Source organism: Burkholderia contaminans (assembly GCF_029633825.1).
Classification (GTDB): domain Bacteria; phylum Pseudomonadota; class Gammaproteobacteria; order Burkholderiales; family Burkholderiaceae; genus Burkholderia; species Burkholderia contaminans.
Map to the genome: position 1 here is coordinate 1155652 of NZ_CP090641.1, position 13664 is coordinate 1169315.

The following is a 13664-nucleotide window of genomic DNA, read 5'->3' on the forward strand; positions in this document are numbered from 1 at the left end:
ATTTTTGGAAGGAGAAACCATGACCGTTCCGGACACCGGCCCGTTCTTTCATGGCACGAAAGCGAATCTGCGGATCGGCGACTTGCTGACGGCAGGCTTCAGATCGAATTATCGCGATGACGTCGTGATGAATCACATTTACTTCACCGCCTTGCCCAAAGGCGCCGGCCTGGCTGCGGAAATGGCCAAAGGCGACGGCCGGCCGCGGGTCTACATCGTCGAGCCCACCGGCGAATTCGAAAACGACCCGAACGTCACGGACAAGAAATTCCCGGGCAATCCGACGCGATCGTATCGGAGCACATCGCCGTTGAAGATCGTCGGCGAACTCGAGAGCTGGGAACCCTACGATCCGGCGTTCATCCAGCAGCTCAGGATCCGCATCGAAACCGGCATCGGCGAGATCATCAACTAGCGTTCGTCCGGACTCCGATGCGTGTCCGCGCAACGATCGGTTCGTCGATCGGCTCGCCACGACACAAGCCTACATGCCGCTTTCATTCGAACCGGCACTCGACCACCGGCCGCGATTGGCCGATATACTAGGCGCCTTCCCATTCCCCGCACTCCACCATGCGACGGTTTCTCTGGCTGATCGTGCTTTCGCTCGGCATCACGCAACAGGCGTCGGCGCAGCAAGCGCCCGCACTGCCTGCGTCCGCGCCCGAAGCAGCCGCATCGGCGCCGTCCGTCGCATCCGCGCCGCTCGCCGACGCCAACGATCAGCCGAACGAAGCAAACCGCCGCATCACGTCCTACCTGACGAAGAAGTTCGGCGTCGCGAAGGAACGGGCCGCGAAGCTTGCCGATATCGTGAGCGTCACTGCGACGAAATATTCGCTGCCTCCCGCACTCGTTTACGCCATTATTTCGATCGAATCGCGCTTCCAGGAAAAGGCGCGCGGCCAGCATGGCGCGACCGGGCTGATGCAGGTCGTGCCGACCGCGCATCGCGGCCTGGTGCGCAACGTGAAGGACCTGACCGACCCGAACGCGAACGTCGAAGTCGGGTCGGCGATCCTGTCGGGCTACGTGAGGGCGGCCGGGGGCGACGTGCGGGCCGGGCTGAGGAGCTACAGCGGCGGTTCGAACGCGTATGCGGCGAAGGTGATGCAGCGCGTCGATTCGTTCCGCTTCGTGCTCGAACCTGACGACGATGCGAAAGCCGTGAATCCGGCGAACCCCGCGAACGATGCGAAGGCCCGCATGGTACCGGTCAGCGAAAAGACGAGCCCGGCGTCGGCCCGCGGCAACTAGTCTCCCCCTTCGTTCATCGCGTATGCGCCACGCCGCCCGCTTCCTTGCCGTCACCGCGCTGGCGACCGGCCCCATCGCTGCGTTTGCCGCCGTCGATTGCGAGAAACACGGCCCGACGATGGACAACGTGCGCGTGTGCATCCTGGATCAGAACAACCAGGCCGTCGAACGCGCGTACCGGTCGCTCGAGCGCAAGCTCGAGCAGCGCAACCCCGATGCCGCCAGCGCGCTCGCGAAGTCGCAGGCAAGCTGGACCCGTTTCGCCGACGACACCTGCGACTACGTGAAAGCCGCCAATCCACAGCAGATGATCCCGGAAGACGCGCGAACGAACTGCCGGGTCGATTTCAGCCAGGCACGCGTGCGCATCCTGAAGAAATGGGAAGCGCAGCTGGACGCACCGCCACCGGCGCAGAACTGAACGACGAACGGATACCCGCCCGTCACGCCTGCGCGAAACGCTCCCGCAAGAACTCGATGAAATGCTGCGTCTTCGCGGGCAGCAGCCGCGTTTCCGTCATCGCGTAGACGGCAATCGGCTCGCCCTCCCATTCGGGCATCACGCGGCGCAACCGGCCGGCGGCCAGGTCATCCGCGACGATCTCTTCGGACAGCACGATGATGCCCGCATCGAGCGTGGCCAGGCGCCGCAGCATGCCGACGCTGTTTCCCGCGAAACGGCTGCTCACCGGTACCGCGACGGTGTGCGTGCCGTCGTGCAGCGTCCACGTGCCGGCCCTCGCCAGGCTGAGGCACGCGTGCCGCGCGAGGTCGTCCGGCGTGCGCGGCTCGCCCGCGCGCGCGAGATAGCCGGGCGACGCATAAAGGTAGTTCCCGAGCGTGGCCAGCCGCCGCGCGATCAGTTGCGAATCTTCGGATTCGCCCAAGCGGATCGCCACGTCGAACGGTTCGCTCACCAGATCGACCCGCCGCGACGTCAGCTCGAAATCGAATGTCAGCTTCGGGTAGCGCGTCGAGAACTCGACGATCAGCGGCGCCAGGTAGGTCACCGCGAAATCGACCGGAAACGAGGCGCGCAGCACGCCGGTCGGCTCCGCCAGCAGGCCGCCGAGCTGCTCGTGCGCGAGCCGCGCCTCGTCGACGATGCGCTTGCAGCGCTCGAAGTAGAGCTGGCCGGCCTCGGTCAGCTCGATCCGGCGCGTCGTACGGTGCAGCAGCCGCAGCCCGATCGCCTTCTCCAGCGCGCTGATCCGCCGCGACAGCGTCGAGTTCGGCATCCCCAGCGTCTCGGCCGCACTGCGAAAGCCCTTCGCTTTCACGACTTCGACGAACAGCGCCATGTCGTTCAGCAGTTCCATGCTCATTGCCCCACTAATGGATCAATGCTATCCAGATTACCCGGTTTATCCCGAAAAGGAAGCAATGGATGATGGGTGTGTGGAGGCGAGGTCGGCACACCCGTGCGCGGCCGGCGCCAGAGGCGGCACCGACCCGGCGCCGCCGTCCCGAATCTCGAGGAGCTGACGCATCATGAGCCAACTGTTCACTCCGGTCCGCGTGGGCCGATATACGCTGGAAAACCGCCTGGTCATGGCGCCGATGACCCGCAGCCGCGCCGCCTTCGACGGCACGCCCGGCGAATGGGCCGCCGAGTACTACGCGCAGCGATCGAGCCTCGGCCTGATCGTCAGCGAAGGCACCCAGCCGTCGGACGACGGGCAAGGCTACCTGACGACGCCAGGCATCTATACCGACGCGCACGTCGCCGGCTGGAAGGCGATCAGCGACCGCGTGCATGCACGCGGTGGCCGGTTGTTCATCCAGCTGATGCACGTCGGGCGCATGTCGCATCCGGACAATACACCGCATCACCGGCAGGGCGTTGCACCGTCGGCGATTGCGCCGAACGCGCAGATGTTCACGGTAAAGGGCATGCAGGACATCCCCGCGCCGCGCGCGTTGACAACCGACGAAGTGTGCGCGACCGTGAACGACTTCCGCATCGCCGCGCGCCGCGCGATCGAGGCGGGCGCCGACGGCGTCGAGATCCACGGCGCGAACGGCTACCTGATCCAGCAGTTCTTCGCGCCGAATGCCAACACGCGCACCGACGTGTACGGCGGCTCGATCGAGAACCGCGCGCGCTTCGCGATCGAGGTAGCCACGGCGATCGCCGACGAGATCGGCGCGGACCGCACGGCCATCCGGGTATCGCCCGGCAACACGCTGGGCGGCCTCGACGAAGGTGCGGAAGGGCGGGACCTGTACCGCCATCTCGCGACGGAACTCGACCGGCTCGGTCTCGCCTACCTGCACGTGATGCATCAGGGCGACGAAGCACTGCTGGCCGACCTGCGCGCACGCTGGAACGGCACGCTGATCCTGAACCGGCCGGGCCGCACGCGCGACGCGATCGGCACGGACGTGACGTCGGGGCTGGCCGATCTCGAAGCGTACGGGCAGATGGTGCTGGCGAATCCGGATTTCGTGACGCGGGTGAAGACCGGCGCACCGATGAACGATGCGCGGCGCGAGACGTTTTTCGGCGGCGATGCGCGCGGGTATGTCGACTATCCGGCGCTGGACGGGGCGGCTGCGGCTTGATGCTTCGGCCCAGGGTGATCGCAACATCACGCGCCCTCCCGCGACTCCGCCGGAACAGTCGGCTCGGCAAGTTCATGCAATGCCTTGCGTGCGACGGGCACTTCGCGCTTCGGTACGACGAGCAAATTGAGTCCCAGACCGTCAAGCACCTTGAACAACTTGTCGAGGCTCACCGCCCGGCCGTTTTCGAGCCGCGATAGCACGTCCTTGGAGACGCCGAGCATGTCGGCTGCGTCGTCGATCCGCATCCGGTTCTGCGCCCGCCGGTTGCGGACGAGTGCACCCAGCGCCGCGAGATCCTGCGCGAGCGGGTCGGGTGATGCAATGGGGCGGGGTAAGGTGCGGGCCATAATTCCGGGATACCAGGAACAAAACGCCGACGAACGGCATCGACGGCATTGTTACGAGAATATCGGAATTAAAGGCTTGAATGTCAGCGACGGTGAATTGTTCGCATATTTCAGGAACTATAAAGGCCAGCAAGTGCCACGGCCGACGGCCGACCGGCATCGTTTCGACGCACTCATCGGCCGCCTCTACTGCCTCAAAACTGCCCCACCGCCCCCGTCCACCGCAAATAATCCCCGCGCGTCCAGTCGAGCGACACGCCGACCCGCTTCGTGCCGGGCCGGATCTTCGGCTTGTACACCGACAGCGTCAGCGACTCCAGCGCCGGCCACTCACGGAACGACAGCACCGCGATATCGGCGACGAGCGTCTCCAGCAGCCGCGTATGCGGCTTGTGCGACAGGAACGCGGCAAGGCGCGCGCAATAGCCGTCGTAATCGATCCACTCTCCCTGCTCGCTCGGTTCGCACCGGTAGCCGAGCCTTGCATCGATCACGATCGGCTGCGGCGCTTCATGCTCGTGTGCATGAATGCCGATCCGCGCGGGCACCTTCAGTTCGTCGACGAACACGCTCCAGCCGCGCCCGCGCAGGCGCGGCGCGTCGATCGCCACGAACGGTTCGTCGAACGGCTTCATGATGCGAGCGGCGCGGCCGCGTCGAGCATGATGCGCACGAAGTAGTCGGCGAAGCTGCGGCGTACGACGATCTCGAACGCATCGTCGCCCGTCGGGATCAGCACGATCGACGACTTGAAGTAGTGCGACTGCGCGCACTGGCCCGGCTTGAACGCGCGCGGATGGAGATCGAGCGGGCAGCCGCGTGCGAGCACGTCGCGCACGCGTTCGCCGCTGATCTCGACGACCGTATAGCCGCTGCCGACATCGACGGCCGCCGCATACGTGCCCTGCACGGCTTCCGCGAGCTTCGCTTCGAGCACACCGGCCGGCACGGGCCCGTTCGAGCGCACGAGCCACTCGTCGGGGCCGAGCCACAGCACGTCATACTCGGCGCCGCGCGCGACCGTGTTCGGCGCCGCGGGCGGCCGGCAGCCGACCACGCGCTCGAACGCGGCGACGAACGCCGGATCGCTCAACTCGCCGCGCACGTTGACGAGATCGAGGAACGGCCGCTCGCGCAGCGTGAACTTCTTCGATGCGCGCGCCTGGTGCGGCTTCAGCACGTCGGCCGCGCCGACGAACGGCGATTCAAGCGTCACGCCGCCCGCGCCCGCCACCTGCGACTGGTTTCTGGTTTCATTCCACATGCTGGCGCACCCCTTCGGTATCGTAGAAAACCGGGCTCGAGATCTTCGCGGTGATGCGCTTGCCGTTGGCCAGCGGAATCACGACGCTCTCGCCCATCTTGTTCAGGCCGCCCTTCACCACCGCGAGCGCGATCGAGCGCTTCAGGATCGGGCTGTAGTAGCTCGACGTCACGTGGCCGATCATCGGCGTCGGATCGACCGCCGACACCTGCGTGTCCTTCGCGATGATCTGCGCGCCTTCCGGCAGCACGAACTGTTCGTCCTCGGTCAGCAGGCCGACGAACTGCTTGCGGCCTTCCTTCGCGGTATCCGAGCGCGCAAGCGAACGCTTGCCGAGGAAGTCCTTCGACTTCGCGACGACGCCGCCCATCCCGAGGTCGTACGGCGTGACCGAGCCGTCGGTATCCTGGCCGACGATGATGTAGCCCTTCTCCGCGCGCAGCACGTGCATCGTCTCGGTGCCGTACGGCGTGATGTCGAACTCGGCACCGGCCGCCATCAGCGCTTCCCACACCGCACGGCCCGCATTCGCCGGCACGTTCACTTCATAGGCGAGCTCGCCCGAGAAGCTGATCCGCATCACGCGCGCCTTCGCACCCGCGACGGTGCCGTTCCGGTAGCTCATGAACGGGAACGCCTCGTTGCCGAAGTCGATGTCCTGGCACACCTTCTGCACGACCTTGCGGCTCTTCGGGCCGACCACCGCGAACGTCGCCCAGTGATCGGTGACGGACGACAGCCGCACCTTCATGTCGGGCCATTCGGTCTGCAGCCAGCGCTCGAGCCACGTGAGCACACGCGCCGCGCCGCCCGTCGTGGTCGTCATCATGAAATGCTGGTCGGCGAGGCGCACCGTGACGCCGTCGTCGAACACCATCCCGTTCTCGTCGAGCATCAGCCCGTAGCGGCACTTGCCCACTTCGAGCTTGTTCCACGGGTTCGTGTACATCCAGTTCAGCAGCTTCACCGCATCCGGACCCTGGATGTCGATCTTGCCGAGCGTGGACGCGTCGAGGATGCCGACGCTGTTGCGCACCGCGAGGCACTCGCGCTTCACGGCCGCATGGAGATCCTCGCCGTTCTTCGGGAAGTACCACGGCCGCTTCCAGTTGCCGACGTCCTCGAACAGCGCGCCATGCTCGACGTGCCACTCGTGCACGCAGGTCTTGCGGATCGGGTCGAGGAAATCGCCGAGCTCGCGGCCCGCGAACGTGCCGAACGACACCGGCGTGTAGTTCGGGCGGAACGTCGTCGTGCCCGTTTCCGGAATCGTCTTGCCGAGCGCCCCCGCGAGGATCGCCATCCCGTTGATGTTGCCGAGCTTGCCCTGGTCGGTGCCGAAGCCCATCGCCGTGTAGCGCTTCACGTGCTCGACCGACTCGAAGCCTTCGCGTGCGGCCAGCAGGATGTCCGCGGCCGACACGTCGTTCTGGAAGTCGACGAACTGCTTCGGCCCGCGTGCCGCGGCTTCGCGGCTGCCGACCAGCCACAGCGGCTGCAGTGCGCCTTCGACGGTTTCCGCGACCTGCGGCGCGACCGCGCGCTGCTCGGCCGCGAAACCCGCTGCCTTCGCGGCTTCCACGCCCGCATCGACCGCGAGCCGCAGCGCACGGGCCAGGCCGAACTCGCCGGCCGCGGCGCCGATGCTCGCTTCCGCCTGCACGGGCTTGCCCGGCAGGAAGCATGCCTTCTCGTCGTTCCAGCAGGCCTTGCCGCCCGACTGCGCGAACAGGTGCAGCACCGGGCTGAAGCCGCCCGACATCGCGACGAGGTCACACGGCAGCGTCTGCAGCTTGCCGCCCACCTGGCCGTTCGAGTGCGACGCGACGTCGACCGACGATACGCGCCACTTGCCCGATGCGCCTGTCACGACCGCGCCGCTCATCACCGTCACGCCCTGCCGCTTCGCGGCGGCCGGCAGCGCGCCGTTGGACGATGCGCGCGAATCGACGACCGTCACCTTCGCGCCGCACGCCTTCAGGTCGAGCGCGGTCTGGTACGCGCGATCGTTGTTCGTGAACACGACCGCGTTGCGGCCCGGCAGCACGCCGAAGCGATGCACGTAGGTGGACACGGCGCCGGCGAGCATCACGCCCGGCAGGTCGTTGTTGCCGAACACGATCGGACGCTCGTGCGCGCCGGTCGCGAGGATCACGCGCTTTGCGCGGACCTTCCACAGCAGCTCGCGCGTGCCCTTGCGCATCGACACCGGCAGGTGATCGGTCAAACGCTGCGTGACCGTCACGAGGTTGTGGTCCTGGTAGCCGAACGCGGTGCTGCGCGACAGGATCGTCACGTCGGGCAGCTTGCGCAGCTCGGCCTCGATCTTCTCGACCCACTGCAGCGCGGGCTTCCCGTCGATCTCCGCGCGGCACGACAGCAGGCTGCCGCCGAGCTCGCGCTGGTCGTCGACGAGGATCACGCGCGCGCCGGCCGTAGCCGCCGCATGCGCGGCCGCGAGGCCCGACGGGCCGCCGCCGACCACGAGCACGTCGCAATGCGCGTAGCACTTGTCGTAGCGATCGGCGTCGAGCGCTTCCGGCGCCTTGCCGAGGCCGGCCGCTTCGCGGATCTTCTCTTCGTACTTCGGCCACATGTTGCGCGGCCACATGAACGTCTTGTAGTAGAAGCCGGCCGGCAGGAAGCGCGACAGCTTCTGGTTGATCGCGTACTTGTCGTTCTCGAGCGACGGCTCCGCGTTCACGCTCGTTGCGACGAGGCCCTGGTACAGCTCGATCTCGGTCGCGCGCGCGTTCGGCACCGTGTACGGGCCGGATTCGAGCTGCACGACAGCGTTCGGTTCAGCGACGTCCGCCGTCACGATCCCGCGCGGACGGTGGTACTTGAAGCTGCGCGCGACGAAGTGCACGCCGTTCGCGAGCAGCGCGGACGCGAGCGTGTCGCCCTGGAAGCCCTGATACGTGCGGCCGTTGAACGTGAAGGTCAGCGGAATCGCGCGATTGATGCGGCCACCGGTGCCGAGGCGGTCTTTCTGGCTCATTTGCTCGTGCCCTCTTCGTGTGCGTTACCGGCAGCTGCGCCACTGACGGCAGCCCCACCGAACTTTTCGTAGCCCTTGATATCGTAGGTCACCGTGTCGCGCGTCACCTTGAACCAGCGGCGGCAGCCCTGCGTGTGCAGCCATTGCTCCTTGTGCAGCCCGCGCTTGTTCTCGCGCATGAACACGTACTCGCCCCATTCACGGTCGGTCATGTTCTCGTTGTTCACGGGGCGCACGATGTCGGCTTCACCACCGCACGAGAACTCGGATTCGGCGCGCGGCCCGCACCACGGACATTCGATCAGCAACATGTTTTTCTCCTCGTTCAGTGCGCGACGGCGGCGGCGCCGTGCTCGTCGATCAGGTGGCCCGTGTAGAAACGGTCGAGCGCAAACGGCGCGTTCAGCGGATGCGGTTCGTCGCGGGCGATCGTGTGCGCGAACACCCAGCCCGAGCCGGGCGTCGCCTTGAAGCCGCCGGTGCCCCAGCCGCAGTTGAAATAGAGGCCCTTCACGTCGGTCTTGGTGATGATCGGGCAGGCGTCCGGCGACACGTCGACGATGCCGCCCCACTGGCGGTTCATCCGCACGCGCGAGAACACCGGGAACATCTCGACGATCGCCTGCAGCGTGCTTTCGATGATGTGGAAGCTGCCGCGCTGGCCGAAGCCCGTGTACTGGTCGATACCGGCGCCGATCACGAGGTCGCCCTTGTCGGACTGGCTGATGTACGCGTGCACCGCGTTCGACATGATCACCGAGTTGACGACCGGCTTGATCGGCTCGGACACCAGCGCCTGCAGCGGGTGGCTTTCGATCGGCAGGCGCACGCCGGCCATGTCGGCGAGCGTCGTCGTGTTGCCGGCCGCGACCACCGCAACCTTCTTCGCCTTGATGAAACCCTTCACCGTGTCGACGCCGACCACCGCACCGCCTTCGCGGCGTATGCCCGTCACCTGGCAGTTCTGGATGATGTCGACACCCGCGCGGTCCGCGCCGCGCGCGAAGCCCCAGGCCACCGCATCGTGACGCGCCACGCCCGCGCGGCGCTGGATCGATGCGCCGAGCACCGGGTAGCGGCTGTTCAGGTTGATGGTCGGCTCGATTTCCTTGATCTGCGCGGGCGTCAGGAATTCGGCGTCGACGCCGTTCAGCCGGTTCGCGTTCACGCGGCGCTCGGTGTCACGCACGTCCTGCAGCGTGTGGGCCAGGTTCATCACGCCGCGCTGGCTGAACATCACGTTGTAGTTCAGGTCCTGCGACAGCCCTTCCCACAGCTTCATCGCCTTTTCGTACAGCGCGGCCGATTCGTCCCACAGATAGTTCGAGCGGACGATCGTCGTGTTGCGCGCGGTGTTGCCGCCGCCGATCCAGCCCTTCTCGAGGATCGCGACGTTCGTGATCCCGTGCTCCTTCGCGAGGTAGTAGGCGGTCGCGAGGCCGTGGCCGCCGCCGCCGACGATCACGACGTCGTATTCCTTCTTCGGTTCCGGGCTCTTCCACTGCTTTTCCCAGTTCTCGTGATACGAGAGGCCGTTGCGGAACAGGCTGAATATCGAGTAGCGGCTCATGTGAGTGATCCTTCGTTTAGCATTCGATGACGTTCACGGCCAGACCGCCGCGCGACGTTTCCTTGTATTTCGTCTTCATGTCGGCGCCCGTCTCGCGCATCGTCTTGATGACCGAATCGAGCGACACGTAGTGCTGGCCGTTACCCTTGAGCGCCATGCGCGACGCGTTCAGCGCCTTGATCGCGCCCATCGCGTTGCGCTCGATGCACGGGATCTGCACGAGCCCGCCCACCGGGTCGCAGGTCATCCCGAGGTTGTGCTCCATGCCGATCTCGGCGGCGTTCTCGACTTGGGTCGCCGTGCCGCCCATCACCGCGGCGAGCGCGGCGGCGGCCATCGAGCACGCGACGCCCACTTCGCCCTGGCAACCCACTTCCGCGCCGGAGATCGACGCGGTTTCCTTGTAGATGATCCCGATCGCCGCGGCCGTCATCAGGAATTCGAGGATGCCGGCTTCGTTCGAGCCCGGCACGAACTTCACGTAGTAGTGCAGCACCGCGGGAATCACGCCGGCCGCGCCGTTGGTCGGCGCGGTGACGACACGGCCGCCCGCCGCGTTCTCCTCGTTGACGGCCATCGCATACAGGTTGACCCAGTCGAGCATCGACAGCGGGTCGCGCAGCGACTCTTCCGAGCGCTCGCGCAGGCGGGCGTTCAGCTCGGCCGCGCGGCGCTTCACGCGCATCGGGCCCGGCAGGTCGCCCTCGACCTTGCAGCCGCGCTCGACGCACGCGGCCATCGTGCGCCAGATCGCGAGCAGCCCGGCGCGCACTTCGTCGGCGGGACGCAGCGCGCATTCGTTGCGCATCATCAGCTCGGCGATCGACAGCCCGTGCTCGCGGCACTGGCGCATCAGGTCGTCGCCGGTGCGGAACGGATACGGCACCTCGACGGCCGCACGCACGCCGTTCACGCGATCGCCGTCGCGGTTCACGACGAAGCCGCCGCCGACCGAGTAATACTCTTTCTCGACGAGCAGCTGGCCGTGCTCGTCGAAGGCCTGGAAGCGCATCCCGTTCGGGTGCACGATGCTCGTGCCGCTCATCAGCTTGCGATAGAAGCCGATGTGCTCCTTTTCCTCGAAGCGGACGGTCTGCTTGCCGAGCAGCGACAGCGATTTCTCCGTGCGGATCGCGGCGAGCCGCGGCTCGATCAGGTCCGGATCGATCGTGTCGGGCAGGTGGCCCTCGAGACCGAGCAGCACGGCCTTGTCGGTGCCGTGGCCCTTGCCGGTCGCGCCGAGCGAGCCGTATAGTTCGACCCGCACGCGGCGCACGAAACCGAGCAGGTTCGCGTCCTCCACGTGCGACGCGAAGCGGCACGCGGCGATCATCGGGCCGACCGTATGCGAACTGGACGGACCGATGCCGATCTTGAACAGGTCGAAGACGCTGACGTTCATCTGCCTTCCTCTGGGTGGGACATACGTGAAGTGACGTTGGCGCCAGTACATCAAAGCGTAAAATCGGCCGATAGAACAAAAACGGCATCGGCGTGGGATACCGCCGCCAAGCGCCACGCCGGCGGGCCCGAAAGTGCGCTTTGGCGATGGTTCGCGACGGAAAACCACAAGTCGGGCCGGAACCGATCAGCGACGCTGGCTACATCCGCCCCGCCCGACTGCCGTACCCGCATGACCCGTATCAACAGACTGAGTGAGACCGCCCGCCCGGCGTGAAGAGACTGGCCGCGATGACAACCGACGTACCCGCTTCCCCCCTCGCAGAACCCGCGCCGCGGCGCATCCGCTTCGGCATCGTGCTGCTGCCGAACTTCACGCTGACGGCCTTCTCCGGCTTCGTCGACATGCTGCGGCTGTCGGCCGACGACGGCGACTACAGCAAGCCCGTGCGCTGCGCGTGGAGCGTGATCGGCGAGACCCTCGCGCCGGTGCGCGCGAGCTGCGGGATCCAGATCACGCCGTGGGAAACGTTCGACGCGGCCGAGCCGTTCGACTACGTGGTGGTAGTGGGCGGGCTGCTGCATTCGGGGCCGCAGGCGGGCCCCGAGACGCTCGAGTTCATCCGCCGCGCGGCGGCGGCCGGCGCGACCGTCGTCGGCATCTGCACCGGCGTGTTCACGCTGATGCGCGCCGGCGTGCTCGACGGCTACCGCACCTGCGTGAGCTGGTTCCACTACTGGGATTTCATCGAGCGCTTCCCGGCCGCCGATCCCGACCTGCTGATCGCCGACCGGCTGTTCGTGATCGACCAGCGCCGCATCACCTGTTCGGGCGGCCGCGCGTCGATCGACGTCGCCGCCGCAATCCTGCTGCGCCATTTCGATCACGCGACCGTGCAGAAGGCGCTGCGCATCCTGCTGGTCGGCGAGATGCAGAAAGGCAATGCGCCGCAGCCGCATCCGCCGGGCCTCGAACCGGCGACGCACCCGAAGGTCAAGCGCGCGATTCTCCTGATGGAACAGCATGTCGGCCGCGCGCTGTCGCTCGACGAGCTCGCGAGCAAGCTCGATTTGTCGACGCGGCAGCTTGAGCGCCTGTTCAAGGCGGAAACGGGCAAGAGCCCGCAGGTGTTCGCGAAGCAGGTGCGGCTGCGCACGGCCGCGTGGCTGCTGACCAGCTCGGACCGCACGGTGGCCGATATCGCGTCGAGCTGCGGATTCGCCGATGCGTCGCACCTCGGGCGCGAATTCCGCAAGCAGTTCGGCGTGCCGCCGGCGACTTACCGGGAGCGTGGCGGCGAAGTGGCGGAAGCCGGCGCGGCAATCGCGGCGGACCCCGTCGAGGACATCGCCGACTGACGGCAACGGGCACCCGCTCCTTCACCAACCGATCGCGACACGACACCCGAACGCATCGGTTTCGATTCAATTGGAACCGGTTCCAATTAATTTAGCCGACGTTGCACGCCGTTAACCGAGGGTTATCCCGGATGCTGTCGCACACTCAAATTTGTATGATGACCACATAACCTTACAAGCCAGAGCACCATGTTCGAGAAAATTCCCGCCCGCGCGATGAGCGACCATGTCGCGCAGCAACTGCTCAAGCAGATCGAAGTCGGCAGTTTCTCCGCCACCGGCAAGCTGCCGACGGAGGCCGTGCTCGCGCAGGAATTCGGCGTGAGCCGCACGGTGATTCGCGAGGCGATCTCGCGGCTGAAGAACGAAGGCGTGGTCGAGCCGCGCCAGGGCAGCGGCGTGTACGTGAACCAGCACGGCGCGATCCGGCCGCTGCGGATCGACTACGCGGAAGCGGTCGAGGCCACCTCGCTGCCGCACCTGCTCGCGGTGCGCCGCGCGATCGAGGCCGAGGTCGCGGCCGAAGCGGCGTTGAATCACACCGACGAAGACATGGCCGACATCGACGATGCGCTGCGCAAGATCGACGATGCGGTCGCGGAAGGGCGCGACGGCGTCGCGGAAGACGTCGCGTTCCACCGCACGATCGCGGCCGTCACCGGCAACCCGTATTTCCTGAAGACGCTGCAGTTCCTGAACCAGTACCTCGAAGCCGGCGTGAAGGTCACGCGGCGCAACGAAGCGACGCGCGAGGACTTCTCGCGCCAGGTGCGCGAGGAACACGCGGCGATCGCCGACGCGATCCGCGCGCGCGACCCGATGGCCGCACGCAACGCGGCACGCACGCACATGTACAACGCCGCCCGCCGTCTCGCGGAAGCCGGTATCTGCTGAACC

At 66.6% G+C, this 13664-nt stretch carries 14 protein-coding genes; 6 read left to right on the plus strand and 8 right to left on the minus strand.

All coding sequences use genetic code 11. The features are described from left to right. Positions 1–19 precede the first annotated feature (19 nt). The 3 genes from arr (at position 20) to LXE91_RS22885 (ending at position 1678) form a co-directional block, all read left to right on the plus strand. Positions 20–415, plus strand: a complete 396-nt coding sequence (gene arr, locus LXE91_RS22875) for an NAD(+)--rifampin ADP-ribosyltransferase (RefSeq protein ID WP_039346583.1) — start codon at positions 20–22, stop codon at positions 413–415. Between the two features lie 158 nt (positions 416–573). Then, complete coding sequence (locus LXE91_RS22880; protein ID WP_039346585.1) at positions 574–1257, plus strand: lytic transglycosylase domain-containing protein; 684 nt, start codon at positions 574–576, stop codon at positions 1255–1257. A 22-nt stretch (positions 1258–1279) separates the two neighbouring features. Then, the gene (locus LXE91_RS22885) at positions 1280–1678 is read left to right on the plus strand and encodes a lysozyme inhibitor LprI family protein (protein WP_046196892.1); all 399 of its coding nucleotides are present in this window, start codon (positions 1280–1282) and stop codon (positions 1676–1678) included. A 22-nt stretch (positions 1679–1700) separates the two neighbouring features. On the opposite strand, the gene LXE91_RS22890 is transcribed toward LXE91_RS22885, so the two are convergent. After that, on the minus strand, positions 1701–2576 hold the full coding sequence (locus LXE91_RS22890) for a LysR family transcriptional regulator (RefSeq protein WP_039346588.1): 876 nt from the start codon (positions 2574–2576) through the stop codon (positions 1701–1703). Positions 2577–2748: 172 nt separating this feature from the next. On the opposite strand from LXE91_RS22890, the gene LXE91_RS22895 reads away from it, so the two are divergent. Beyond that, complete coding sequence (locus LXE91_RS22895) at positions 2749–3822, plus strand: alkene reductase (protein ID WP_039346590.1); 1074 nt, start codon at positions 2749–2751, stop codon at positions 3820–3822. Positions 3823–3848: 26 nt separating this feature from the next. Here LXE91_RS22895 and LXE91_RS22900 read toward each other — a convergent pair whose 3' ends face one another. The 7 genes from LXE91_RS22900 to LXE91_RS22930 form a co-directional block, all read right to left on the minus strand. Then, positions 3849–4172, minus strand: coding sequence for a helix-turn-helix domain-containing protein (locus tag LXE91_RS22900; RefSeq protein WP_039346592.1), 324 nt, complete (start codon positions 4170–4172; stop codon positions 3849–3851). 194 nt (positions 4173–4366) lie between these two features. Beyond that, a complete protein-coding gene (locus tag LXE91_RS22905) occupies positions 4367–4807 on the minus strand; it encodes a dihydroneopterin aldolase (RefSeq protein ID WP_039346594.1) in 441 nt (146 codons plus the stop codon). Beyond that, positions 4804–5436: a sarcosine oxidase subunit gamma gene (locus LXE91_RS22910; protein WP_039346597.1), complete on the minus strand. Its 633-nt coding sequence runs from the start codon at positions 5434–5436 to the stop codon at positions 4804–4806. Before LXE91_RS22910 ends, LXE91_RS22905 begins: the two co-directional genes overlap by 4 nt. Then, positions 5426–8437, minus strand: a complete 3012-nt coding sequence (locus LXE91_RS22915; RefSeq protein WP_039346599.1) for a sarcosine oxidase subunit alpha family protein — start codon at positions 8435–8437, stop codon at positions 5426–5428. The genes LXE91_RS22910 and LXE91_RS22915 overlap by 11 nt, the downstream gene beginning before the upstream one ends. Further along, positions 8434–8748: a sarcosine oxidase subunit delta gene (locus LXE91_RS22920; RefSeq protein ID WP_039346602.1), complete on the minus strand. Its 315-nt coding sequence runs from the start codon at positions 8746–8748 to the stop codon at positions 8434–8436. The genes LXE91_RS22915 and LXE91_RS22920 overlap by 4 nt, the downstream gene beginning before the upstream one ends. Before the next feature lie 14 nt (positions 8749–8762). Beyond that, entirely contained in the window at positions 8763–10007 is a 1245-nt protein-coding gene (locus LXE91_RS22925) for a sarcosine oxidase subunit beta family protein (RefSeq protein WP_006480591.1), read from the minus strand. Positions 10008–10023: 16 nt separating this feature from the next. Then, on the minus strand, positions 10024–11409 hold the full coding sequence (locus LXE91_RS22930; RefSeq protein ID WP_039346607.1) for an L-serine ammonia-lyase: 1386 nt from the start codon (positions 11407–11409) through the stop codon (positions 10024–10026). Positions 11410–11699: 290 nt separating this feature from the next. Here LXE91_RS22930 and LXE91_RS22935 point away from each other — a divergent pair, with 290 nt between their 5' ends. Both LXE91_RS22935 and LXE91_RS22940 read left to right on the plus strand, forming a co-directional pair. After that, positions 11700–12767 carry a GlxA family transcriptional regulator gene (locus tag LXE91_RS22935; protein WP_039346609.1) on the plus strand — a complete coding sequence of 356 codons (1068 nt, stop codon included), beginning with the start codon at positions 11700–11702 and terminating at the stop codon, positions 12765–12767. 189 nt (positions 12768–12956) lie between these two features. After that, positions 12957–13661, plus strand: a complete 705-nt coding sequence (locus LXE91_RS22940) for a FadR/GntR family transcriptional regulator (protein WP_011354089.1) — start codon at positions 12957–12959, stop codon at positions 13659–13661. Positions 13662–13664: the final 3 nt, after the last annotated feature.